The organism is Streptomyces sp. NPDC048277, from assembly GCF_040652235.1.
GTDB lineage: Bacteria > Actinomycetota > Actinomycetes > Streptomycetales > Streptomycetaceae > Streptomyces.
In genome coordinates this window covers 327,597-350,530 of sequence record NZ_JBEZLQ010000009.1, presented here as the reverse complement: position 1 = coordinate 350,530, position 22,934 = coordinate 327,597, and the positions used below count along the sequence as shown (strand labels likewise).

At 71.8% G+C, this 22,934-nt stretch carries 22 protein-coding genes; 11 read left to right on the top strand and 11 right to left on the bottom strand.

Annotation, left to right across the window (positions count from 1 at the left end; translation table 11 throughout):
* The first annotated feature begins 139 nt into the window (after window positions 1–139).
* Window positions 140–1,012: an ATP-binding cassette domain-containing protein gene (locus tag AB0D85_RS21915; protein WP_362322562.1), complete on the top strand. Its 873-nt coding sequence runs from the start codon at window positions 140–142 to the stop codon at window positions 1,010–1,012.
* Complete coding sequence (locus tag AB0D85_RS21910) at window positions 1,009–1,680, top strand: ABC transporter (RefSeq protein WP_362322560.1); 672 nt, start codon at window positions 1,009–1,011, stop codon at window positions 1,678–1,680. Before AB0D85_RS21915 ends, AB0D85_RS21910 begins: the two co-directional genes overlap by 4 nt.
* Here the strand turns inward: AB0D85_RS21910 and AB0D85_RS21905 are convergent.
* The 7 genes from AB0D85_RS21905 to zapE form a co-directional block, all read right to left on the bottom strand.
* Window positions 1,658–1,888 (bottom strand): hypothetical protein, encoded by a 231-nt coding sequence (locus AB0D85_RS21905; protein WP_362322558.1) that lies wholly within the window; start codon window positions 1,886–1,888, stop codon window positions 1,658–1,660. The genes AB0D85_RS21910 and AB0D85_RS21905 overlap by 23 nt on opposite strands.
* A gap of 18 nt (window positions 1,889–1,906) precedes the next feature.
* Window positions 1,907–2,767 (bottom strand): polysaccharide deacetylase family protein, encoded by an 861-nt coding sequence (locus tag AB0D85_RS21900; RefSeq protein ID WP_362322556.1) that lies wholly within the window; start codon window positions 2,765–2,767, stop codon window positions 1,907–1,909.
* A 75-nt stretch (window positions 2,768–2,842) separates the two neighbouring features.
* A complete protein-coding gene (locus AB0D85_RS21895; protein ID WP_362322554.1) occupies window positions 2,843–3,724 on the bottom strand; it encodes a slipin family protein in 882 nt (293 codons plus the stop codon).
* Between the two features lie 191 nt (window positions 3,725–3,915).
* Window positions 3,916–5,385, bottom strand: coding sequence for a SulP family inorganic anion transporter (locus tag AB0D85_RS21890; RefSeq protein WP_362322552.1), 1,470 nt, complete (start codon window positions 5,383–5,385; stop codon window positions 3,916–3,918).
* Between the two features lie 8 nt (window positions 5,386–5,393).
* The gene (locus AB0D85_RS21885) at window positions 5,394–5,972 is read right to left on the bottom strand and encodes a carbonic anhydrase (RefSeq protein ID WP_362322550.1); all 579 of its coding nucleotides are present in this window, start codon (window positions 5,970–5,972) and stop codon (window positions 5,394–5,396) included.
* A gap of 94 nt (window positions 5,973–6,066) precedes the next feature.
* Window positions 6,067–6,462, bottom strand: a complete 396-nt coding sequence (locus AB0D85_RS21880) for a hypothetical protein (protein ID WP_362322548.1) — start codon at window positions 6,460–6,462, stop codon at window positions 6,067–6,069.
* 195 nt (window positions 6,463–6,657) lie between these two features.
* A complete protein-coding gene (gene zapE, locus AB0D85_RS21875) occupies window positions 6,658–7,764 on the bottom strand; it encodes a cell division protein ZapE (RefSeq protein WP_362322546.1) in 1,107 nt (368 codons plus the stop codon).
* 37 nt (window positions 7,765–7,801) lie between these two features.
* Here zapE and AB0D85_RS21870 point away from each other — a divergent pair, with 37 nt between their 5' ends.
* From AB0D85_RS21870 to AB0D85_RS21845, 6 genes are all read left to right on the top strand, one after another.
* On the top strand, window positions 7,802–8,593 hold the full coding sequence (locus tag AB0D85_RS21870) for a pyrimidine reductase family protein (RefSeq protein ID WP_362322544.1): 792 nt from the start codon (window positions 7,802–7,804) through the stop codon (window positions 8,591–8,593).
* Between the two features lie 172 nt (window positions 8,594–8,765).
* Window positions 8,766–9,221 carry an indole-3-glycerol phosphate synthase gene (locus AB0D85_RS21865; RefSeq protein ID WP_362322607.1) on the top strand — a complete coding sequence of 152 codons (456 nt, stop codon included), beginning with the start codon at window positions 8,766–8,768 and terminating at the stop codon, window positions 9,219–9,221.
* A gap of 121 nt (window positions 9,222–9,342) precedes the next feature.
* Window positions 9,343–10,731 carry a UDP-N-acetylmuramate--L-alanine ligase gene (murC, locus tag AB0D85_RS21860; RefSeq protein ID WP_362322542.1) on the top strand — a complete coding sequence of 463 codons (1,389 nt, stop codon included), beginning with the start codon at window positions 9,343–9,345 and terminating at the stop codon, window positions 10,729–10,731.
* 13 nt (window positions 10,732–10,744) lie between these two features.
* Window positions 10,745–11,152, top strand: a complete 408-nt coding sequence (gene msrB / locus AB0D85_RS21855; protein ID WP_362322540.1) for a peptide-methionine (R)-S-oxide reductase MsrB — start codon at window positions 10,745–10,747, stop codon at window positions 11,150–11,152.
* Window positions 11,153–11,338: 186 nt separating this feature from the next.
* On the top strand, window positions 11,339–12,940 hold the full coding sequence (locus AB0D85_RS21850; RefSeq protein WP_362322538.1) for an MFS transporter: 1,602 nt from the start codon (window positions 11,339–11,341) through the stop codon (window positions 12,938–12,940).
* Window positions 12,941–13,104: 164 nt separating this feature from the next.
* The gene (locus AB0D85_RS21845; RefSeq protein ID WP_362322536.1) at window positions 13,105–14,406 is read left to right on the top strand and encodes a PP2C family protein-serine/threonine phosphatase; all 1,302 of its coding nucleotides are present in this window, start codon (window positions 13,105–13,107) and stop codon (window positions 14,404–14,406) included.
* Between the two features lie 121 nt (window positions 14,407–14,527).
* On the opposite strand, the gene AB0D85_RS21840 is transcribed toward AB0D85_RS21845, so the two are convergent.
* Window positions 14,528–15,973 (bottom strand): HAMP domain-containing sensor histidine kinase, encoded by a 1,446-nt coding sequence (locus AB0D85_RS21840; protein ID WP_362322605.1) that lies wholly within the window; start codon window positions 15,971–15,973, stop codon window positions 14,528–14,530.
* Between the two features lie 26 nt (window positions 15,974–15,999).
* Window positions 16,000–16,695, bottom strand: coding sequence for a response regulator transcription factor (locus AB0D85_RS21835; RefSeq protein ID WP_362322534.1), 696 nt, complete (start codon window positions 16,693–16,695; stop codon window positions 16,000–16,002).
* A 151-nt stretch (window positions 16,696–16,846) separates the two neighbouring features.
* On the opposite strand from AB0D85_RS21835, the gene AB0D85_RS21830 reads away from it, so the two are divergent.
* Genes AB0D85_RS21830 through AB0D85_RS21820 form a run of 3 tightly spaced genes read left to right on the top strand, consistent with a single transcriptional unit; the run spans window position 16,847 to window position 19,645 of the window.
* A complete protein-coding gene (locus AB0D85_RS21830) occupies window positions 16,847–18,184 on the top strand; it encodes a ferredoxin reductase family protein (protein WP_362322532.1) in 1,338 nt (445 codons plus the stop codon).
* Window positions 18,185–18,194: 10 nt separating this feature from the next.
* On the top strand, window positions 18,195–18,920 hold the full coding sequence (locus AB0D85_RS21825) for an FMN-binding protein (protein ID WP_362322530.1): 726 nt from the start codon (window positions 18,195–18,197) through the stop codon (window positions 18,918–18,920).
* 2 nt (window positions 18,921–18,922) lie between these two features.
* Window positions 18,923–19,645, top strand: coding sequence for an FAD:protein FMN transferase (locus AB0D85_RS21820; protein WP_362322528.1), 723 nt, complete (start codon window positions 18,923–18,925; stop codon window positions 19,643–19,645).
* Window positions 19,646–19,707: 62 nt separating this feature from the next.
* Here AB0D85_RS21820 and AB0D85_RS21815 read toward each other — a convergent pair whose 3' ends face one another.
* Window positions 19,708–21,798, bottom strand: coding sequence for a glycosyltransferase family 39 protein (locus AB0D85_RS21815; RefSeq protein WP_362322526.1), 2,091 nt, complete (start codon window positions 21,796–21,798; stop codon window positions 19,708–19,710).
* Window positions 21,795–22,640, bottom strand: coding sequence for a dolichyl-phosphate beta-glucosyltransferase (locus AB0D85_RS21810; protein ID WP_362322524.1), 846 nt, complete (start codon window positions 22,638–22,640; stop codon window positions 21,795–21,797). Before AB0D85_RS21810 ends, AB0D85_RS21815 begins: the two co-directional genes overlap by 4 nt.
* Window positions 22,641–22,934: the final 294 nt, after the last annotated feature.

Genomic DNA, 22,934 nt, shown 5'->3' with positions numbered 1-22,934 from the left:
TCAACGCTCACCCCATCACCCTAAGGGGCGCGGGGCTGTGTCGATTTGCGGCTCCGCCGCGTGGGCGCGACCAGCCGCAACCGGCCCGCAGACCGAAACGGTGCACACCCCCATGGCGAAACCGCACGACAATACCCCCATGCACCGTGATCTTGAACTGGCCCGCGTAGGCCGCCGTTACGGCATACGCGGCCCCTGGGTGTTAAGAGGCGTCGACCTCACCATCACCCCCGGCTCCCTCACCCGCGTGGAGGGAGCGAACGGCACCGGCAAGTCCACCCTGCTCCGCCTCGTCGCCGGCATAGACACCCCCACCGAGGGCCGTATCACCGGCCGCCCCCGCACCGCCTACGTGCCCGAGCGCTTCCCCTCGGCCCTCCCCTTCACCCCCGCCGGCTATCTCACCCACCTCGGCACCGTCCACGGCCTCTCCCGCCGCACCGCCGCCGCCCGTGCAACGGACTGGCTGGAGCGGTTCGGCGCCGCCGCCTACGCGGCGACGCCCATGGCCCAGCTCTCCAAGGGCACCAGCCAGAAGGTCGCGGTCGCCCAGGCCCTGCTCGCCGACCCCCAGCTCCTCGTCCTCGACGAGGCCTGGACCGGTCTGGACGCCGAGGCCCGCGCGGAGCTGGAGCGGGCGGTGGCCGAGCGGACCGCGGACGGGGGCGCCGTCGTGTTCGTCGATCACGATCCACGGCGCCTCGCGGGCGCGCCCGACGCGGCCTACCAGGTCGTCGACGGCGCCCTCGAACCCCGTACCGGAGACACGGCCTCACCTGTCGGCCCGCACACCGTCGTCACCGTCCGGGGCCCCGCCGGCGGCCGTCTCCCCGCCGACGCGACCCGCGCGGCCGCCTCGGCCGAGGAACCCATCCCCGGCACCTACCGTCTTACGGTTCCCGCGTCCCACTCGGACGTGGTGCTGCGTGCCCTCCTCACGGCCCACCCGCCCTGGCACGTGGTCACCGTCAGCTCCCCGGACGTCCCACCGGACGAGAAAGACCGCCCATGACCGCACTCCTCCGCTACCAGTCCGCACTCCTCCTGCGCTCCCAGCGCTGGCTGCCGCCGGTGATCCTGTACGCCGTGTTCCTGGGCGTGGGAGTGCAGAGCGGTCAGCCGGTGCTGGACTCGCTCGGCTACACGGCCGCCGCGCTGCTGCCGGTGGCCGCCTGGCTGGTGCGGATCTGCGTCACGGGCGAGCCGTCCGCCGCCCGGGCGTGCGTCGTCGCGGCGCGCGGCCCGGTGAGGGCCCATCTGGCCGCCCTGCTCACCGCCCTCTTCGCCGCCGCGCTGCTCGGTGCGGCGGCCACCCTGGTCGTGACGGTGATCAGCCGGCACGCCACCAACGACCACCGGCTCCCCGTACCACCCCTGCGGGCCGGAGCCGCCGGTCTCCTCGCGACCCTCGCCTGCGCGCTGCTCGGCAGCGCCGTCGGCGCGCTCACCAACCGGCCGCTGCTGCGCTCGCCGGGCCGGGCGGTGCCCACGATGCTGCTGGCCGCGCTGCTCGCGGTGGTGCTCTCGGGTTCCCCGGCGCACGCCGCCGTCAGCGGTCTGGTCACCGGCTCGGAGTCCGGCCGGGTCCCGGTGTCGCTGCTGCCGGTGGCCGCGGCGGCCCTGCTCACCACCGCGGCCTTCTCCATGGCCTGCGCCCTCAACGGCCGCCGCTCACCCTGAACAGGCGGTCCGCTGGCCTCCTGCCTCCCCCACTCTCGGCTTCGCTCGAGCGGGGGGACCCCCAGCACCGGGGACACATGGTGATGCCCTTGTACGACTCCGGGTACTCGGTCGGCTCCCGGCACAGCACGCACTCGGCGTACGGCGGCCCGTCCGCCGTCGGCGGCTTCGCGGCCCCGGTGATCGTGCAGTAGCCCTCGTCGCTCATGCCTCCAGCGTAGGACGGTCACCGGTGACCGGGTGTCTCCCCGATCAGCTCGGACACCTTCACGAACCGGAATCCCCGCTTGCGCAGCTCCGGTACGACGTTGCGGACCACCTCCTCGGTGGTCGGGGCGGCGCTGCGCGTGCAGTGCATGACGACCACGGAACCGGGCTTCACCCCGTCCAGCACCTGCTTGGTCACCGCGTCGGCGTCCGTCGCGAACGCGTCGCCGCTCACCACGTCCCACTGCACCGCGGTGACCCCGAGCCCGCCGACCGCGCGCAGCGCCTGCTGGTCGTAACACCCGCCGGGGAAGCGGAAGTACGGCATCGGGTGCGGCACGCCCGCCTTGAGCAGCGCCGTGTAGGCGCGCTGCACGTCCGACTTCATGTGCGCGCCGGAGACGGTCGGCAGGCCGTAGCAGTCGTCGGTGAACGCGTAGTGGCTGTAGGAGTGGTTGGCGACCTCGAACTGCGGGTCGCGGCCGAGGGAACGGGCCTGGTCGGGGTACTGGTCGGCCCAGCGGCCGGTCATGAAGACCGTGGCCGGCACCTTCAGCCTGCGCAGGGTCGCGATCAGCGCCGGGTTGTCGAAGTGCTCGCCGGAGGCCGCGCGCGGCCCCTGGTCGGCGGTCATGTCGGCGTCGAAGGTGAGGGCGACGGTCTTGCCCAGGGCGCGCGGACCGTTGAAGAAGACGGGCGCCGCGCCGCCGGGACCCGCGGGGAGGGTGGGCGGCTTGGCGGCGGGAGCGGGCTTGGCAGGGGCCGGGTGTCCGGCCTGGGAGGCCTGCGGGGCCTGGGCGCTGCCACAGGCGGCGAGCGCGGTGCCCAGGGCGACGCAGACGGCGGTCGTACCGGCAATACGGCGTACTAGTCGGATCACCGTATGAACGTAGGGTGGAATGTCCGATTTTCATGGGTGGCACGGCGCCGGGTCACCCGGGCGGCGGTCGCTCCGTCAGGGCGCCCCCGGGTCCAGGTGCACCGGTTCGGCGAGACCCGGTGCGGCGCTGCCGTTCGGCATGGGCTGCGGGGCCCGCTCGTTCGGCGGGGGCTGTTGAGCCGGCTCGTTCGGCGGGGGCTGCTGGGCCCGCTCCAGGAAGCGCAGCAGCTCCACCGGGAAGGGCAGGACCAGCGTGGAGTTCTTCTCGGCGGCCACCGCCACGATCGTCTGCAGCAGCCGCAGCTGCAGCGCCGACGGGGTGCTCGCCATCTGCTGGGCCGCCTCGGCGAGCTTCTTCGAGGCCTGGTACTCGGCGTCGGCGTTGATGATCCGGGCCCGGCGCTCCCGGTCGGCCTCGGCCTGGCGGGCCATCGAGCGCTTCATCGTGTCCGGCAGCGACACGTCCTTGATCTCGACCCGGTCCACCTGCACACCCCAGCCCACGGCCGGGCTGTCGATCATCAGCTCCAGTCCCTGGTTGAGCTTCTCGCGGTTGGAGAGCAGATCGTCCAGGTCGCTCTTGCCGATGATCGACCGCAGCGAGGTCTGCGCCATCTGCGACACGGCGAACTTGTAGTCCTCGACCTTGATCAGGGCGCTCACCGCGTCGACCACGCGGAAGTAGACGACCGCGTCCACGCGCACGGTGACGTTGTCGCGGGTGATGCCCTCCTGGGCGGGCACCGGCAGCGTGACGATCTGCATGTTGATCTTGTGCAGCCGGTCCACGAACGGGATCACCACGTTGAAGCCGGGCTGTCGCACGTCTCCCGAGACGCGGCCGAGCCGGAACAGGACACCCTGTTCGTACTGCTTGACGACCCGTGCGGCGGCGGCCAGGTACAGCGCGCCGGCGGATCCCGCCGCGACCACTGCCACCAGCAGCTCCTGAATCATCACGACCTCCAGGTAAAGAGGTCCGATATGTCTGATGCTCAACGATATGCCCGCCGGGAGCATCGGGGCCACGGAGCGCCCTGAAGGGGCGCGGGGCTGCATTGATGTGCGGCTACCGCCGCGCGAGCGCGACCGGCCGCGACGGCGCCGCGGACGAGCCACGACATGTCCCCGCACCCCCGGCGGAGCGCTCAGCCGGCCGTGACCCGCACCGGCTCGGTCCCGGCGTCGCTGTGCCGCTCGGCCCAGTTCTCCAGCGCGGTCCGGCAGGCGTGGTCGAGGTGGTGCAGCCCTGACAGGTCCACCCGGATCGGGCGGTCCTGCGGCAGCGCCTCCAGGCTGTCCAGGATCTTCGGCAGCCGCAGGAAGGTCGCGTTGCCCGACAGATAGGCGTCGATCGGGCCCGCGCCCTTGTCCACGACCTCCAGCTTGAGGTGCGAGGCCTCCCAGGCGGTCTTGACGATCGACAGGGCCAACCCGATGAGCACGCCCTCGAACATGCTGACCGCGACGATCGACACCGCGGTGACGACCAGGATCAGCGCCTCACCCCGGTGCTCGCGCCAGAGCGCGGCCAGTGCGCGCACGGGGATGAGCTTGGCGCCCGAGTAGACCAGGATTCCGGCGAGCGCCGGGATCGGTATGTAGCCCAGGACTCCCGGGAACAGAGCCGCGAACACCAGCAGCCAGACGCCGTGCAGCACCCGGGACGCCTTCGTCCGGGCACCCGCCTGGACGTTGGCCGCGCTGCGCACGATCACCGCGGTCATCGGCAGTGCGCCGAGCGCCCCGCAGAGCGCGTTGCCCGCGCCCTGGGCGACCAGTTCCCTGTCGTACTCGGTGCGCGGACCGTCGTGCAGCCGGTCCACGGCCGCCGCGCTGAACAGGGACTCGGCGGACGCGATCAACGTGAACGCGACGATCGTGCCGATCAGCGCGGGACTCGCCAGCTCGCCGAAGGCGCTCAGCGGCGGCGGCTGGACGGAGCCCAGCAGCCCGTGCACCTCGACCGTGGCGACCGGGAGGTTCAGGAAGAACGCGGCCAGGGTGGCGAGGCCGACGGCGGCCAGCGGGCCCGGCACCGTCCGCACCTTCGCCGGGGCGTGCTTCCACAGCACCAGGACCGTGATGGTGCCCGCGGCGAGGTTGAACGAGGCCAGTGCGGCCCCGTCCCCCAGCGCGTTCGCGAGCGCCCCGGGCAGCCCGGCGATCTTGCCGGGCCCCGACGCGGGGGCCTTGGCGGCGAGCGCCGGATACAGCTGACCGGCGATCAGGACCAGCCCGATTCCGGCCAGCATGCCTTCCACGACCGAGACCGAGATGGCCCGGAACCAGCGCCCCAGCTTCAGGACGCCCATGGTGATCTGGAGGACGCCGGTGGCCAGCACGATCACACCGAGCGCCGGCAGCCCGAACTCGTGCACCGCCTCGAAGACGAGCACGGTCAGGCCGGCGGCCGGCCCCGACACCTGCAGGCTGCTGCCCCGCAGCAGCCCGGTGACGAGACCGCCCACGATGCCGGTGACCAGGCCGAGTTCGGCCGGGACACCGGAGGCGACGGCCACGCCCACGCACAGCGGGAGCGCGACCAGGAAGACGACGAGAGAGGCAGCGAAGTCCTGCCGTATGTAAGGGAACTTGAGGTGGGGGAACTTGGTCATCGCGACGCTCACAGGGTCTCGAACGCGTCGGTCCCGGCGCGGTGTTCGCGCACGGCACCGGTGTGGACCTCGTAGTACCAGCCGCGCAGGGTCAGCCGACCCTCCGTCAGCTTCCGGTCGATGAACGGGTAGGAGCGCAGCCGCAGCAGCTGGGCGAGCACATGGCTCTGCACGCCCTCGGCCACCGCCGGATCCTCTGCCGCCCCGGTCGGGCGCGGCTCGGCACTCGCCAGCCAGTCCCGTACGGCGGGTACGGCGGTCAGGTCGTCGCCGCGCACCAGCGCGCCGACGGCGCCGCAGTGCGAGTGCCCGCAGACGACGATGTCGCGGACGCCGAGCACCTCCACGGCGTATTCGATGGTGGCCGCCTCGCTGGTGGGGTGGGCCGAGACGTACGGCGGGACGATGTTGCCCGCGGTACGCAGCTCGAAGAGCTCGCCCGGGCGGGCGCCGGTGATCAGGGCCGGAACGACCCGGGAGTCGGAGCAGGTGATGAAGAGCACCTGCGGGGACTGGCCTTCGGCGAGCCTGGCGAACTCCTCAGGGCGCTGTCCGAACGTACGGGCGTTGTCGATGAGGGGCTGCATGGTGTGTGGACTCCTCCTGGCGCGCCTCGACGGCGCGTCGGGCTTGCACGACGGTCGTGGGGGGGTGTTGAGGGGTCGAGGCAGAGCCCGCCCGTCAGCAGCGGAAGACCTGGAGCGCGGCCGGTGAGTGGGCTCTCGACGCTCTTGACGTGCGCTGGTGCTTGGCGGCGGGCCGCACCGAGGCGGGTATGGCCGCGGTGTGCCGGGCGGCGGCCGGACGGTCGTCCGCCCAGCCGGCGAGAGAGCTGCGATGGCGGTCCGCGGTCGGCGGCGGGCTGGGTGGTTCCCCGCACAGGCCGTGGTCGCGGAGTGTGTGCGAGCCGTCGCGCACGGCCTTCACCGGGGACTTGAATCCGGGCTGGGCCTTGGCCTCGACATGACTGAGGGTGTGCGCGGCTGCGAAGGTTGCCGCAGGTGCGAAGAACTGGACGGCGAGCAGGGCGGCGGCCAGGAGCGAGATCACGGTCCGGGCCGTCGTACCTCGGAACATGAGCCCCCCTCGCGACAGTTCACGCCTCTTGTGTGCATCAAGCACAGGTCAATGGCTGGTCAAGAAACACGTTAACCCTGCAAAGTTGTTTGCAGGGTTAACTCCGTGTTGCGCGCCGAAGAGAGCGTGAAAAGTGCCGGTGGTGTGGCCTGATCAAGCCCTTGACCTGGAGGGCTTGATCGAATAGCCGAGTCGTTACTCGGCGGTCACGAGTCCCTTGGCGTCCCGGGCGAGGGCGGTGAGCCGCGATATCGCGCGGAAGTACTTCTTCCGGTAGCCGCCGTTCAGCATCTCCTCGCTGAACAGCCGGTCGAAGGGGAGCCCGGAGGCCAGCACCGGGACCTCGCGGTCGTAGAGCCGGTCCGCGAGGACCACGAGCCGCAGCGCGGTCGACTGGTCCGGCACCGGCCGCACGTCCGTCAGGCAGACCGCCTTGAGGTCGTCGGTCAGCGCGCCGTAGCGGCTGGGGTGCACCTTGGCCAGGTGGTCCAGGAGGCCCGGGAAGTCGTCGAGCGAGGCGCCCGGTGTGGCGTACGCGGCCTTGGTCACCTGTTCGTCGGAGAAGGGCGCCGGTGCCTCGGGCAGGCCGCGGTGGCGGTAGTCCTCGCCGTCGATGCGCAGGGCGCGGAAGTGGGCGGACAGGCCCTGGATCTCGCGCAGGAAGTCGGCGGCCGCGAACCGGCCCTCGCCGAGCTTGCCCGGCAGGGTGTTGGAGGTGGCGGCGAGCGCGACACCGGCGTCGACCAGGCGGCCGAGCAGCGTGGACACCAGGACCGTGTCGCCGGGGTCGTCCAGCTCGAACTCGTCGATGCACAGCAGACGGTGGCCGGAGAGGGTCTGTACGGTCTGCTGGAAGCCGAGGGCGCCGACCAGGTTGGTCAGCTCCACGAAGGTGCCGAAGGCCTTGAGCGCGGGCTCGGCCGGGGTGGCGTGCCAGAGGGAGGCCAGCAGATGGGTCTTGCCGACGCCGTACCCGCCGTCGAGGTAGACCCCGCGGGGCCCCGCCGGGGTCTTCGGCGCCCTGGCCTTCCCGAAGCCGAAGAAGCCGCGCCTGGCGCCCGCCGCCGGCTGCGCCCCGCCGAGACCGCCGGCGAAGCCTTCCAGGACCCCTACGGCCTCGGTCTGACTGGGCTGGTTCGGGTCCGGGATGTAGGTGGCGAAGCGGACCGAGTCGAAGCGGGGTGGCGGCACCATCTCGGCGACCAGCCGGTCCGCGGGGACGTGCGGCGAGCGGGCGCACAGGGACGACGGGCTCGCGTCGGCTATCGGGCTGACCTCGGATGCGGCGGGAGAAGACGACACGGTTCCCCATGCTAGTTGCCGTGCCACACTGCACGGCATGCGACGCTTGTTCCCTGTGACCGAAGAAACACCAGCCCAGACCTCGGGCGGTACGCGGGAGGAGCCGGGGGACGGGGAGTGGAGTCTCGCCGAACTCGCCCGCGCCTACGCCTACCCCGACGGGCGGGAGGTCTGGCTGCGGGCCAACATGGTCTCCACGCTCGACGGGGCCGGCCAGCACGACGGGCGGTCGCAGCCCATCTCCGGCGCGGCCGACATGCGGATCTTCGGCACCCTGCGCGGGCTCGCGGATGCCGTGGTCGTGGGTGCGGAAACGGTACGGCAGGAGGGGTACCGGCCGGCACGCGCGCGTGCGGAGTTCGCGGCGGCCCGGACCGCGGCGGGACAGCGCGAGGTCGCCGCGGTCGCCGTGGTCACAGCGAGCCTGGACCTCGACTTCTCGCTCCCGCTGTTCACCTCGCCCCTCGTGCCCACGCTGGTCCTCACCGGCGCGGCGGCGGCCCCCGACCGCGTCGCCGCCGCCGAGAAGGCCGGGGCCCGGGTGGTGATCGCCGGTGACGGCGCCGGTGTCGACCCCGCCCGCGCGGTGCGCGCCCTCGCCGGCCTCGGCCACACCCGGCTGCTCACCGAGGGTGGTCCCCGGCTGCTCGGGCAGTTCGTCGCCGCGGACGTCCTCGACGAGCTGTGCCTGACGATCTCCCCGATGCTCACCGCGGGGGACGCCCAGCGGATCTCCGGGGGACCCCGTGTCGCCGTGCCCCATCGCTTCGAACTAGTGTCCCTACTGGAAGAGACCGGATTCCTGTTCGGTCGCTACCGCCGGTCCTGAAATCAGCGGAATCTACCGTTCCGCTTAGCTTCGGACGGGCACACTGAATCCGGCAGTACCCGTGCGATCACGGGGCAGGATGGTTTCCGCAGGGGTGCTGGGCCCCACGGAGGACAGAGGGCCGAACCGGTCCTCTAAGGAGAAGAGGCGCCTGGTGTTCACAAGCGTGCTGATGATCGAGAAGGCCCTGACGTCCGCCGACGTGGAGTTCGTCACCACCTTGCACGGGGACGAGCAGGTCTCCTTCCATGTGCTGCTCCAGCCCCGCGGCGACCAGGCCGACCGTCTGCTGCGGGCCATCGACGACATCGCCCTCGGCGAACTGGACGAGGCCGCGCGCGAGCGGGAGACGCCGGAGGGGGATGCGGCGAAGGGGCCGGCCGAGCAGGCGCTGGACGTGTCGCTGACGGCGCTGCGGGCGGCGGGGAGTTCGGCGGAGGGGCGGCTGGTCGAGGACCATCCGCTGGACGCGCTCCGGAAGCTGGTGGAAGAGGTGGGCGCGGACGAGGTGATCGTGCTGACCGATCCGCACTATGTGGAGGAGTTCTTCCATCGGGACTGGGCGTCGCGGGCGCGGCACAAGGTGGGGGTGCCGGTGCTGAAGTTGTTCTCGCACAGTAAGGCGTAGGCGCCGTGGGGGTGCGGTGCGCCCCTGGGTGGGTATGCCTTGCGTCCCTTGCAGAGTGACCCGTGTGTGAGCACATAGGCTAGGCACGCTTTCGCACGTCACCGTCTCTGGGGAGAAACACATGGCACCCGGGCTTCCTTCCGCCATGGACCGACCGCACTTCATCGGCATCGGCGGCGCCGGGATGTCGGGGATCGCCAAGATTCTCGCCCAGCGCGGGGCCGCGGTGGCCGGCAGCGATGCCAAGGAGTCCGCCACCGCCGAGGCGCTGCGGGCGCTGGGCGCCACCGTGCACATCGGGCACGCGGCCGGACACCTGGCCGACGACGCCAGCTGTGTCGTCGTGTCGTCGGCGATCCGGAAGGACAACCCCGAGCTGGCGCGCGCGGCCGAGCTGGGCATCCCGGTGGTGCACCGCTCGGACGCGCTGGCCGCGCTGATGGACGGCCTGCGGCCGATCGCGGTGGCCGGGACGCACGGGAAGACGACCACCACGTCCATGCTGGCCGTGTCGCTGACCGAGCTGGGCCGCGAGCCGTCGTACGCCATCGGCGGCGATCTCGACGCGCCCGGTTCCAACGCCCTGCACGGCGAGGGCGAGATCTTCGTCGCCGAGGCGGACGAATCGGACCGCAGCTTCCACAAGTACGCGCCCGAGGTCGCCATCGTCCTCAACGTGGAGCTCGACCACCACGCCAACTACGCCTCGATGGACGAGATCTACGAGTCCTTCGAGACCTTCGCGGGCCGGATCGTGCCCGGCGGCACGCTGGTGATCAACGCCGACCACGAGGGCGCCCGCGAGCTGACCCGGCGGGTGGCCGGCACGGTGCGCACGGTGACGTACGGCGAGGCCGCGGACGCCGACGTCCGGGTGCTGTCCGTCGTACCGCAGGGCCTGAAGAGCGAGGTCACCGTCCTGCTGGACGGGGACGAACTGACGTTCACGGTGTCCGTCCCCGGGCGGCACTACGCCCACAACGCCGTCGCCGCGCTGGCCGCGGGCGTGGCCCTGGGGGTCCCGGCCGCCGAACTCGCACCCGCCCTGGCCGCCTACACGGGCGTCAAGCGGCGCCTCCAGCTCAAGGGCGAGGCGGCGGGCGTGCAGGTGATCGACTCCTACGCCCACCACCCGACCGAGATGACCGCCGACCTGGAGGCGATGCGCGGCGCCGCCGGCGACAGCCGCATCCTCGTCGTCTTCCAGCCGCACCTGTTCTCCCGCACCCAGGAGCTGGGCAAGGAGATGGGCGACGCGCTGGCCCTCGCCGACGCCTCGGTCGTCCTCGACATCTACCCGGCCCGCGAGGACCCGATCCCCGGGATCACCAGCGAGCTGATCATCGAGGCGGCGCGGGCCGCCGGCGCCGACGTCACCGCCGTGCACGACAAGGACGAGGTTCCCTCCGTGATCGCGGGAATGTCGAAGCCGGGTGATCTGGTTCTCACCATGGGCGCGGGCGACGTGACCGACCTGGGCCCGAGGATCCTGGAACGCCTGGCGAAGTGAGGGGCTGAGAGTCATGTCGTACGACGTAGAGAAGCCGGACGAGCAGTGGCGGGCGGAGCTGACCCCGGCCGAGTACGCCGTGCTGCGCCAGGCGGCGACCGAGCCGGCCTTCAGGGGTGAGTACACCGACACCAAGACCAAGGGCGTCTACGCCTGTCGGGCCTGTGGTGCCGAACTCTTCACCTCGACCACGAAGTTCGAGTCGCACTGCGGCTGGCCGTCCTTCTACGACCCGAAGGACACCGACGCGGTCGAGCTGATCGAGGACCGCACCCACGGGATGGTCCGCACCGAGGTGCGCTGCGCGCGCTGCGGCTCCCACCTCGGGCACGTGTTCGAGGGCGAGGGGTACGCGACCCCGACCGACCAGCGGTACTGCATCAACAGCATCTCGCTCACGCTGACGCCGGACGAGAGCTGATCCTGGCGCCGGGCCGGGAGGGAACGCCCCCCGGCCCGGGTGCCGCGTGGGAGCAGAATTGTCATGGGCATGACTTCAGGCTGATGTTGACATTGGGCAGTCTATTGACCGACGTGAAAAAACTGCCCTACATTCATCGCGTTCTCGGCGCCGCCATCCCCGTACACCGCTCAAAGGGGAGCCCACGTGTCCACTCAAACGCGCTCGCAACCCGACTCCACCCCTCGCACGACGTCCGGCCCACTGCCCGTCGGCACCCTCGTCGCCGGCTGTTTCGCGGTCTGCCTGGCGCAGATCGCCCTCGCCATGCCGGCCACCCTGAACGGACTGTTCCAGGAGGACCTGCATCCCGTCGGCTCCCAGCTGACCTGGATCTCCGACGCGTTCCTGCTGCCCGTCACCGTGCTGGAGCTGACCTTCGGCGTCCTCGGCGACCTCTTCGGGCGCAAGCGGCTGCTGGTCGGCGGCGGCGCGCTGCTCGTCGTCGGCGAGGCACTGGCCGCCGCGAGCACCGGTATCCACATGCTCTGGGTGGGCCAGGCCATCGCCGGTCTCGGCGCGGCCGCGCTGTTCCCGACCTCGCTCGCCGTGATCGCCGCCGGGACGCACACGGCCCGGGACCGCGCCCGCACGATCACGATCTGGGCGGCCGCCCTCTCCAGCGGCGGATTCATCGCCCCCGTGCTCGGGGGCATCACCGGGAACTACGGCTCCTGGCGCTGGGCCTTCGTCGTCGTCACCGGACTGGCACTGGTCAGCACGGTGCTCAGCCAGCTGCTGGCACAGAACTCCAGTGCGCCCGAGGGCCGTTCCCTCGACCTCGCCGGCCAGGTCACCATCGGCATCGGCATGTTCGCCCTGCTGTACGCGGTGATCCAGGGGCCGTCGGACGGCTGGGCGGCGACCCCGGTGGTGATCGCGTACGTGGTCGCGGCCGTCTTCATCGGGCTCTTCGTCGTCGCCGAGAGCCGGGCCGCCGCCCCGCTGCTGCGCCTGGACCTGTTCAGGAACCGGGCCTTCGCGGTCGCCTCGTTCGTCGCCGTGGTCGGGATGTTCAGCTATCTCGGAACGGCCTACGCGACCAGCATCCGGCTCGGGCCGATCCAGCACCAGAGCCCGCTGCGCGGCTCGTTCGCGTTCATCCTGCTCAACGCCTGGACCCTGCTGTTGCTGCCGCTGATCTCCCGGCTCCTGGAGAAGGTCAGCCCGCGCTGGGTGCTGGGCTCGGGCCTGGCCCTGATGGCGGCGGGGGACTTCACCGCCGCCACCCTGTCGGTCCACGACCGCGCCCTCACCTCGCTGATCGTGCCCATCGGGCTGGTCGGCATCGGGTTCGCGCTCACGGTCTCCTCGATCACCGCCACCGCCGTCAACACCGTGGAGGTCCACTACGCGGGCATGGCCAGCGCCTCGACCAGCCTGCTGCGGGACTTCGGGTTCACCCTCGGCCCGGCCGTCATCGGGGCGATCGCCCTGAGCCGGGCCGCCGACGAGTTCACCTCGAAGCTCGCCGGCTCCGGCCTAGGCGCCCAGGTCAAGGCCGCGGCCGGCCAGGTCGCGGCCGAGGGCGGCCCGCTCGCCGTCAACTCGGTGCCGGCGTCCTCCCCGCCCGGCGGCGCGGCGCCCATCGCCCTGGAGGCCCTCGGCAACGGCTACGCCGTCGGTTACGTCGTCTGCGGCATCTCGGCCCTCGTCTGCTGCCTCCTCAGCGTGATCGCGCTGCGGGGGAAGGGGGAGGCGGCGGCGACGGTCGGTATCGCGGGGGAGGAGCAGGCCGGGAAGGGGTGAGCCGGTGGTGGGGAGCGGGCGCCGCGCCCGCTCCCCACTGCGGTGAGGCCGCCGACAGCCGGCAGTCGTGGCTCTCGTGCCCGCCACCTCCGTGAACCGCCCGCCGAGGCACCCAGAATCAGGTGGCTGGTGCCCGCTTCAGCGCTGTTTGAGATTCTGTGAGGGTGTCGGGTGTCGCGCGATGGTTCCAGTCCCGTAGGGGCCCCGCGTCCGCCGACGGCCCGGGCAGACCGGACGGACCCGGTGCGGGCGCCGACCCGTCCGCTCCGTTCCGGTCGCTGCGGACGGCGGCGGCCGGTATCGGGACGACCCTCGACGAGTCCACGACCTGTACGGAACTGACCCGGGCGGCGGTACGGCTCGCCGGTGGCGGCGCGGCCGTGATGCGGCGGGACGGCGACACCGTCTCCGGCTACGAGTCGATCACCGGCGACGCCGATCTGCTGCCCGACGCCGGCTGGGCGACGGCGGTGGCCCGGGACGCGGGGACCCCGGCCGCCGACCACTGGGCGGACCCCTGGCTGTCCCACCCGGTCGTCAGACGCGCCCGCCCTGCCCTGTGCCTACCCCTGACCAGCGGGTCCGACCAGTACGGCGTCCTGGTGTGCGCCCGGGAGGGCATCGCCTTCGCCCGCGCGGAGGCCGAGCTGCTGGCCCTCCTCGCCGAACGCGCCGCCTCCCACATCCGGCACGCCCGGGAGTACGAGCAGGTCAACCGCACCGCCGGCGACCTGCAGCGCGCCCTGCTGGCCGAGCCGGGCCGGCCGCACCCCAACCTGGACGTGGCGATCCGCTACCTCCCGGCCGGCGGGCGGGTGCTGGTCGGCGGCGACTGGTGCGAGACGGTACGGCTGCACTTCGGCCGCACGCTGCTCGTCGTCGGCGATGTGATGGGCCACGGCCTCGAAGCCGCCGTCGACATGAACGCGTACCGGTCCTCCCTCCGCTACATCGCGTCCTCCGAGCTGCCCCCGCACCGGGTGCTGCGCCAGTTGGACGACATCGCCGCGACCGAGGCGGACCGAAGACCCGCGACCTGCCTCCTCGTGCGCGTGGACCCGAGCCGCGGCCAGGTCACCCTGGCCAGCGCCGGCCACCTGCCGCCCGCGCTGATCGCCCAGGACGGCCGGACCTCCCTGCTGCCGATCCCCGTCGGCCCACCGCTGGGCACCGGCTTCGGCGGCTACGAGCCCGCCACCCACCAGCTGGAACCCGGCCAGTCCCTGATCCTCTTCACGGACGGCCTCGTCGAGCACCGGGGCGAGGACATCGACCGCTCCCTGCAACGCCTCGCCGACCTCTACTTCAGCCCCGCCGTCGGCGTCGACGCCCTCCTCGAATCCATCCTCACCCGCCTCGACGCCCGCAACGCCGAGGACGACGTCGCGGTCCTGGCGGCCCGCCCGCACACCCGGCAGGGCCCGGTGGGGCCGGAGGAGGGCGAGGGGGAGATAGCGGTCGCCTGAACTCCCGCCGAGGGCACCCATGCCGTCGGCATCGCCGACGGCGAGCGGGGGTTGAGGGCCGTTGCCGAGGACGGTTACCCGGCTCCGTGCCCACCCGCGTTCGGCCTCGGGCCGCCCCGGCTCAGCGGCCGAGCCGGGGCAGCGTCAGCGTGAACACCGTCGTGTCCTCCGGGCCGTCGTCCAGCGCGATGGTCCCGCCGTGTGCCTCCACCAGCGCCCGCGCCACCGACAGGCCGAGGCCGCTGCCGCCGCGGTCGCGGCTGCGGGCCTTGTCGACGCGGTAGAAGCGGTCGAAGACCCGGGCGCGGTCGGCGGGCGGGATGCCGGGGCCCTGGTCGGCGACGCTCACCGACGCGGAGCCGGCGGCGACGGCGACCGTCACGGCGACCGGCGTGCCCGTCGGTGTGTGCACGGCCGCGTTGGTGAGGAGGTTGTCCAGGACCTGGCGGATACGGACCGGGTCGAGGCGGACCGGGACCGGGTCCGGGCCGGCGGTCACCGTCAGGGGATGGCCGGAGTGGGCGGCGCGGAAGGCGTCGGCGGCCTCCCGGACCAGCTCCGTCAGGTCGGTGTCCTCCAGACGCAGCGGGGCCTCCACCTCGGCGGCGTCCAGCCGGGCGAGGAGCAGCAGGTCGTCGAGGAGGACCCCCATCCGGGCCGCCTCGGCGCGCAGCCGGGCCAGGTGCTTGTCGCGCTCCTCGGGGTGGTTGGCGGCCGCGTACTGGAACAGGTCGGCGTAGCCGCGCACCGACATCAGCGGGGTGCGCAGTTCGTGGGAGGCGTCCGCGACGAAGCGGCGCAGCCGCTGTTCAGCCTCGGCACGGACGGCCAGCGAGTGGTCGATGTGCTCCAGCATCGTGTTGAAGGCGGTGCGCAGTTCCTCGACCTCCGGGCCGCCGCCCCGCTTGGCCGCGCGCAGCGGCAGCCGGGCCGCCGACTCCGTCAGATTGTGCGAGGCGATGCCGTGCGCGGTGTGCGCCATGTCGCTCAGCGGCTCCAGGCCGTTGCGCAACAGCCGGCGGCCGAACACCACCAGCGCGAGCAGGGCCAGCCCGAACGCGACGACCTGGACCGTGACGAGCTGTCGTACCGTGCCGTCGATGGTGTCCATCGGCGCGCCGCTGACCAGCACCACCCCCGGCGTCACCTCGCAGCCGCGCAGCCGGTACTCGCCCTCACCGGTGAGGTCCTTGGTGCGCAGCACCTCCGTGCCGGCGGCTATCTGCGCCTTCGCGACCGAGGTGAGGTCGCCGATGTCCGCCGGCAGGTCACCGGTCTCCTCGGGCTTGCGCAGCACCGGGGTGCCGTGCGAGACGTCGTACACCGCGTAGTACCAGCGGTAGTACTTCTTGCCCTGGAGGGTGCCGGTCTGCTCGATGCTCTTGGACTGGGCGGTCTGGGCGAGCCCGAGCTGGGTGTCGAGCTGGGCCGACAGATAGTCCCGCATGTACGTAGTCAGGGCCGTGCCGACGACCGCGAAGACCACCAGGGCCAGCGCCCCGAGCCCCAGCGCCAGCCGGGTGCCCAGGCGCGTGTTCCGGTACGAGCCGCGCAGCCTGCCGATCACCCGGCCCACCCTGCCGAGCCCGCCGATCACTCGGCCGCCTGCCGGCGGATCACGTACCCGAAGCCGCGCACGGTGTGGATCAGCGACTCCCCGCCGGCCTCGTCCATCTTGCGGCGCAGCCGGCTGACGACCAGCTCGACGACGTTGGAGCGGCCGCCGAAGCCGTACTCCCACACATGGTCGAGGATCTGCGCCTTGGTGAGCACGGTCGGCGACTTGCGCATCAGATAGCGCAGCACCTCGAACTCGGTGGGGGTGAGGGAGAGCAGCCGGTCGCCGCGCCGGACCTCGCGGGTGTCCTCGTCCATCGTCAGGTCGGCGACCCGCAGCACCGAGCGCTGGAAGCCGGGTCCGGCGCTGCGCCGCAGCACGGTGCGCAGCCGGGCCATCAGCTCCTCCACCGCGAACGGCTTGACCAGGTAGTCGTCCCCGCCCCGGGTCAGCCCCGCGACCCGGTCGGCGACCCCGTCGCGCGCCGTGAGGAACACCACGGGCACCATCGCCCCGGACTGCCGCAGCCGGTCCAGGACCCCGAAGCCGTCCAGGTCCGGCAGCATCAGGTCGAGCACGACGATGTCCGGCCTGAACTCGGCGGCCCTGGCGAGCGCGTCCTCACCGGAGTAGGCGGTGACCGCGTCCCAGCCCTCGTACCGCGCGACCGTCGCGACCAGGTCGGCGATCGGCGGGTCGTCGTCCACGACGAGGAGTCGTACTTTTTCCACCCGCACATACTGCGCCACATCGCCGTGGGCGCCAGACCCGTACTCACACAGAAAACACATCGATAAACAGTTGAAAGCAGTCCGACAGGAAAACGACAGCAGCCGCGGGTGAAGCTCGACTCCCAGGACCCGATCAAGGAGCTGCCGACCCGTGACGACCGTCCAATCACCCCCTGCGCCCCCCACGGCGATACGCCCCAGGGTGGTGGCCCGCACGGGCCTGTACGCCGTGCTCGCCGTGAACGCGGCCGTGGTCGCCTACTTCTTCGCCCAGGCGGGCTTCGCCTCCAACGCCCTGATCGTCATCGGCCGCTTCTTCGGTCTCTACGGCGCCCTGGTCATGGCCTTCCAGCTGGTGCTGGTGGCCCGGCTGCCCTGGCTGGACCGCCGGATCGGCATGGACCGGCTGACCTCCTGGCACCGCTGGACCGGCTTCGCCCTGCTCTGGACGCTGCTCGCACACGCCGTCTTCATCAGCTTCGGCTACGCCGACGGCACGGGCGTCGGCCCGGTCGGTGAGCTGGTCGACCTCGCCGAGACGACGGAGGGCGTGCTCCGCGCGACCGTCGCGCTCGGCATCATCCTCGTGGTCGGCGCCGTCTCGGCCCGCTACGCCCGCCGCCGCCTCGCCTACGAGACCTGGCACTTCATCCACCTCTACACCTATGTGGCCGTGGTGCTCGCGTTCTCCCACCAGGTCGCGGTCGGTACGACCTTCACGTCCTCGTCCGCCGCGAAGACGTACTGGTACGCGGTGTGGGGCGTGGCGCTCGGCGCGGTGGCCCTCGGCCGTCTCGTCCTGCCGCTGTGGCGCAACCACCGCCACCAGTTCCGGGTCTCCGCCGTCGTCCCCGAGTCCGACAACGTCGTCTCGGTCCATGTCACCGGCCGCGACCTCGACAAGCTGGGCGCACAGGCCGGCCAGTTCTTCCTGTGGCGGTTCCTCACCAAGGACCGCTGGTGGCAGGCCAACCCCTTCTCCCTGTCCGCCGCCCCCGACGGCCGCACCCTGCGCCTGACCGCCAAGGCGGCCGGCGACGGCAGCGCCGGGCTGCGGCACCTCAAGGTCGGCACCCGCGTCTTCGCCGAGGGCCCCTACGGCGCCTTCACCACCCTGCACCGGCAGAAGGCCGAGTCCCTGCTGATCGCGGGCGGCGTCGGCGTCACCCCCATCCGCGCCCTCCTTGAGGACCTCGAAGGCCACGCGATCGTCATCTACCGCGTCGGCACCGACCGGGACGCCGTCCTCTACGACGAGCTCCGCGACCTCGCCGTCGCCAAGGGCGCCGAGCTGCACCTGGTCACCGGCCCGCCGGTGCCCGACAGGCTGGCCCCGCGCGAGCTGGTCCGGCTGGTGCCGGACATCGCCGACCGGGACGTCTTCCTGTGCGGACCGCCCCCGATGATGAACGCGGTGCTGCGCACCCTGGGAGACCTGGGCGTGCCCAAGCCGCAGATCCACTTCGAGCGTTTCAGCCTGGCGGGATGAGAGAGACACCGTGAAGCGAGCCATACCTGTCGTCGCCCTGAGCATCGCGGGCCTCATCCCCGTCTGGCGCTACGAGCCGTCGATCGGCGGTACGACGTCGACCACCGCCGAGCCGGCCACGACACCGTCCGCCTCCACGACCGCCGCCTCGGGCACGGTCGTCAAGGGCACGACCATCACCACGGACAAGGGCCCGGTCCAGGTCCAGGTGACCTTCTCCGGCGACAAGATCTCCGCCGTGAAGATGCTCCAGCAGCCGGACCACCCGCAGACGACGGCCGCGGTGCCGGTGCTGATCTCCGAGACGCTCAAGGCGCAGAGCGCGGACATCGACACCGTGTCCGGCGCGACGATCACGAGCGACGCGTACAAGAAGTCGCTCCAGGCGGCGATCGACGAGAACGAGAAGTCGGCGTCCGCGTCGCCTTCTCCCTCGGCCTCGGCGTCCGCCTCCGCCTCCGCCTCGGCGTCCGCCGCCTCGAAGGTGGTCGCCGGTTCGACGGTGAACACGGACAAGGGCCCGGTCCAGGTCCAGGTGACCTTCTCCGGCGACAAGATCTCCGCCGTGAAGATGCTCCAGCAGCCGAACCATCCGCAGACGACGGCCGCGGTGCCGGTGCTGATCTCTGAGACACTGAAGGCGCAGAGCGCGGACATCGACACCGTGTCCGGCGCGACGATCACCAGTGACGGCTACAAGGAGTCGCTCCAGGCCGCGATCGACGCGAAGGGCTGATCATGCACCGAGTCGAACACGTCATGGGCTTCCCGGTCTCGCTCCGTATCGACGACGAGGGCGACTTCGGGAAGGCCGCGGACGCCGCCTTCGCGTGGCTGCGCGAGGTCGACGAGCGGTTCAGCCCCTTCAAGCCGGACAGCGAGGTCTCCCGCCTGGACCGGGGTGAGCTCGCCGAGTCCGAGGTGAGCCCGGACCTCGCCGAGGTGCTCGCGCTGTGCGAGGAGTACCGGCTGGCGACCGGTGGCGCGTTCGACGTACGGCTGCCGGGCCGGGGTCTCGACCCGTGCGCGGTGGTCAAGGGCTGGTCGGTGCAGCGGGCGGCGGAACTGCTGTCCGCGGCCGGGGCACGGAGGTTCTGCCTGAACGCCGGGGGAGACGTGGTCGCGGCCGGCGGGCCCTGGCGGGTGGGGGTACGGCACCCCGAACACGCCGATCAGCTCTGTCTGGTGCTGGAGATCACGGACGGGGCGGTGGCGACCTCCGGGCGCTACGAGCGGGGCGACCACATCGTCGACGGCCGCACGGGCCGTCCGGCCACCGGGCTGCTCAGCGTCACGGTCGTCGCCGCGACCCTGACGGAGGCCGACGCCGTGGCGACGGCGGCCTTCGCGATGGGTACGGAGGGCGCCGCGTGGGCGGCGGGCCGCCCCGGCTGCGAGGTGTTCGTGGTGGACGCGGAGCGGGCCGTGCTCCGGACGGCGGGGTTGCCCGTCGCCGCGTGACCCCGGGAACGCATGAGAAGGCGGGCCGCTCCTGGCGGCCCGCCTTCTCGTTCCGGGTGGGATCAGCTGACGTCGGACGCGTCCAGGCGGTACAGGCCGCTGTAGGCGCTCACGGCGGTGCCGTGCTTCTTCACCCAGGTCGCGATCTCGGTGTTGGTGCCCTGGCCGCCGTCGCTGCTGACCACGATGTAGTGCAGCTTGCCGGACTTCACCAGGCTCTTGAGCTTGGCGAGGGTCATCGCGTTGTCGCTGCCGGACCAGCCGCCCATGGAGATGACGGGCTGGCCGGACTCCAGGATGATCGAGGAGGCCGTCTGGTCGGTGGCCACGGCCACCAGCCAGGTGGCGCCGTCCTGGTGCTTCTTCAGGTACGTGATCATCGCGGAACTGACCTGACCGCCGCCCATGCCTCCGGCGGTACGGCCGGACTGCGACTCGTTGCTGGAGCTGGAGCTGGAGCTGGAGCTGGACTCGGTGCCGGTGCTTCCGGTGCCGGTGCTTCCCGTCCCGGTCGGCGGCTGCCCCATGGACTGCCCGCCGGAGCTTCCAGAGGTTCCGGTGCCGCTCGGCGCGCTGCCGCTCGGGCGCTGGCCACCGCCGCCGCCCATCCCGCCCATGCCACCACCGGTATTCGGGCCGGCCGTCGGGTTGGTGCCGTTGGTGCTCGCGGTCGTGGCCGCCGAGACGGAGTAGGCGGCCGGTCCGGCCAGCAGGGCGACGATCGCCGCGAGCGCCGCGAAGCCCATCAGCTTCTGCCGCTTCATGAACCGCCCGACCAGCAGCCCGGTCACCGCGAGCGCACCGGCCAGAGCGGCCACCACCTCGGCGACCGTGTACACCGTGCCGGAGCCGGAGACCCGCTGGAGCAGGACGACCGCCCAGACCGTGCTGGCGGCGACGGCCGCCGGAAGGACCCAGCCCCAGGTGGCCGCCGAACCTTCGCGGAAGGCCTTGTACAGCATGACCCCGCCCGCGCCGGCCAGGGCGGCGATCCCCGGCGCCATGGCGGTGACGTAGTACGGGTGGAAGGTGCCCTCGGCGAGGGAGAAGGTCAGGAAGTGCAGGACGAACCAGCCGCCCCACAGCATCAGCGCGGCCCGCCGGGCGTCGGTGCGCGGCGCCCGGCCGCGCAGCACCAGCCCGCCGACGAGGGCGATCGCGGCGAACGGGATCAGCCAGGAGATCTGGCCGCCCATGATGCTGTTGAACATCCGGTACAGGCCCGCGCTGCCGCCGAAGCTGGCGCCGTTGCCGGCCGAGCCCACCGAGGAACTCGCGCCGAAGATCCGGCCGAAGCCGTTGTAGCCGATGACCAGGTCCCACACGGTGTTGTCGGTGGAGCCGCCGATGTAGGGCCGTGAGGAGGCCGGGATCAGGTCGACGATCACCATCCACCAGGCGCTGCTCACGACGAGGGCGACCGTGGCGACGGCGAGGTTGCGGATGCGCCGGCCCAGGCTGCCCCGGGCGGCCCACAGATAGACCAGGAAGAACGCGGGCAGTACGACGTACGCCTGCATCATCTTGGTGTTGAACGCGAAGCCGATCGCGACGGCCGACCAGACGAGCGGCATCAGCCTGCCCGTGCGCACGGCCTTCAGCAGCGCGGCGGCGCCGAGCAGCATCAGGAAGACCAGGATCGGGTCGGGGTTGGTGTCGCGGTTGATGGCGACGGTGATCGGCGTGAGGGTGAGGACGAGCGCGGCGATCGTGCCGGCGACGACTCCGAAGTCCCGCTTGACCATCCGGTGGAGCAGCGCGACCGAGCCGGTGCCGACGGCGACCATCGGCAGCATCAACTGCCAGGTGCCGTACCCGAAGGCGCGGGCGGACAGGCCCATCACCCACAGGGCGAAGGGGGGTTTGTCGACGGTGATGAAGCTGCCGGAGTCCAGGGCGCCGAAGAAGAACGCCTTCCAGCTCTTGGTGCCGGAGTAGACCGCCGCGTCGTAGAACGTGTTGCCGGTGATCGAGGAGAGGTTCCAGGCGTACAGGGCGGTGGCCAGGAGCAGGATCGCCCACAGGGCCGGGCGGGCCCAGCGCGGGTCCTCGGGGGCGCCCATGAAGAGCCTTCTGGCACGGGAGACCGGCGGGGTGGCGGCCCGGTGGCGGCCGTCCTGGGCCGGGGCGGGCGGCGGGGCGAGGGTCGTCATGACGCGTACTCCATGGGCTCGACGGCGGTGGCTGCCGGGGTGGGCAGGGCCGTGACGTTCTGGGGGACGGTGGTGCGGCGGGGTACGGCGTTGATGCGGGTGCGGCCGGTGACGCCGGCCCGGAACATGCGGCCCATGCCCTTGAGGTCGTCGACGGCGGTGCGGACGATGTCGACCCGGCTGTCGGGGTCGTCGACCCAGTCGACCGGGACCTCGTGGACGCGCAGCCCGTTGCGCTGGGCGAGCACGAGCAGTTCGGTGTCGAAGAACCAGGCGGTGTCCTCGATGTACGGGGCGAGGGCGCGGAAGACGTCGGTGCGGACGGCCTTGAAGCCGCACTGCGCGTCCGAGAAGCGGGCGCCGAGGCCTGCCTTGAGGAGCAGGTTGTAGGAGCGCGAGATGAACTCCCGCTTCGGGCCGCGCACCACCGCCGACTGCCGGTGCAGCCGGCTGCCGATGGCGAGGTCGCTGTGCCCGGACAGGAGCGGCGCGACGAGTGGCAGGAAGCCCTCAAGACCGGTGGAGAGGTCGACGTCCATGTAGGCGACCACATCGGCAGTGGACCGGCTCCACACGTGCTTCAGGGCGCGGCCCCGGCCCTTCTGCTCCAGCCGCTGTGCGTGGACGTGCGGCAGACGCAGGGTCAGGTCGGTCGCCACCGTCCAGGTGGCGTCCGTGCTGGCGTTGTCCGCGATGGTGATGCGGAACGGGAACGGGAAGGACTCTTCGAGGTATGCGTGGAGACGGCCGATGCTGTCGGTGAGGACGTGCGCCTCGTTGTAGACCGGCACCACGATCTCGACCGACCGGCGCCGGACGCCTCCCGCGTTCGTTTCGTTCATGACCATGACGATCGGCCCGCTCTCTGGGGCGGTCGTGAGGCTTCACTGAGCGAAGAATGAGAATCAGGGAACTCACAGGTTGCCCACAGTGCGCGCAGGCCGGAGACCCAGGTGCCGGCCCGGAGCCGTGGGTTCCGTGCGGGAGGCGGCGCATCTGATGCGCATTCAATTCGGTTTCCGAGCGGAAATGGTGAGTCTTGTTCACTCCCCAGGACAGCGCGTGTCGGGGTTCCGTATGCGAATGACCCACGACAACCATTGCGGTCGATGCTGTGCGCGTCGCAAGATATTGCT

What these genes read in the sequence shown, in the direction of transcription:
- AB0D85_RS21915 (WP_362322562.1), top strand. Translation starts at nt 140, where the DNA reads ATGCACCGTGATCTTGAACTGGCCCGCGTAGGCCGCCGTTACGGCATA.
- AB0D85_RS21910 (WP_362322560.1), top strand. Translation starts at nt 1,009, where the DNA reads ATGACCGCACTCCTCCGCTACCAGTCCGCACTCCTCCTGCGCTCCCAG.
- AB0D85_RS21905 (WP_362322558.1), bottom strand. Translation starts at nt 1,888, where the DNA reads ATGAGCGACGAGGGCTACTGCACGATCACCGGGGCCGCGAAGCCGCCG.
- AB0D85_RS21895 (WP_362322554.1), bottom strand. Translation starts at nt 3,724, where the DNA reads ATGATTCAGGAGCTGCTGGTGGCAGTGGTCGCGGCGGGATCCGCCGGC.
- AB0D85_RS21890 (WP_362322552.1), bottom strand. Translation starts at nt 5,385, where the DNA reads ATGACCAAGTTCCCCCACCTCAAGTTCCCTTACATACGGCAGGACTTC.
- AB0D85_RS21885 (WP_362322550.1), bottom strand. Translation starts at nt 5,972, where the DNA reads ATGCAGCCCCTCATCGACAACGCCCGTACGTTCGGACAGCGCCCTGAG.
- AB0D85_RS21880 (WP_362322548.1), bottom strand. Translation starts at nt 6,462, where the DNA reads ATGTTCCGAGGTACGACGGCCCGGACCGTGATCTCGCTCCTGGCCGCC.
- AB0D85_RS21870 (WP_362322544.1), top strand. Translation starts at nt 7,802, where the DNA reads ATGCGACGCTTGTTCCCTGTGACCGAAGAAACACCAGCCCAGACCTCG.
- AB0D85_RS21865 (WP_362322607.1), top strand. Translation starts at nt 8,766, where the DNA reads ATGATCGAGAAGGCCCTGACGTCCGCCGACGTGGAGTTCGTCACCACC.
- murC (WP_362322542.1), top strand. Translation starts at nt 9,343, where the DNA reads ATGGCACCCGGGCTTCCTTCCGCCATGGACCGACCGCACTTCATCGGC.
- msrB (WP_362322540.1), top strand. Translation starts at nt 10,745, where the DNA reads ATGTCGTACGACGTAGAGAAGCCGGACGAGCAGTGGCGGGCGGAGCTG.
- AB0D85_RS21820 (WP_362322528.1), top strand. Translation starts at nt 18,923, where the DNA reads ATGCACCGAGTCGAACACGTCATGGGCTTCCCGGTCTCGCTCCGTATC.
- AB0D85_RS21815 (WP_362322526.1), bottom strand. Translation starts at nt 21,798, where the DNA reads ATGACGACCCTCGCCCCGCCGCCCGCCCCGGCCCAGGACGGCCGCCAC.
- AB0D85_RS21810 (WP_362322524.1), bottom strand. Translation starts at nt 22,640, where the DNA reads ATGAACGAAACGAACGCGGGAGGCGTCCGGCGCCGGTCGGTCGAGATC.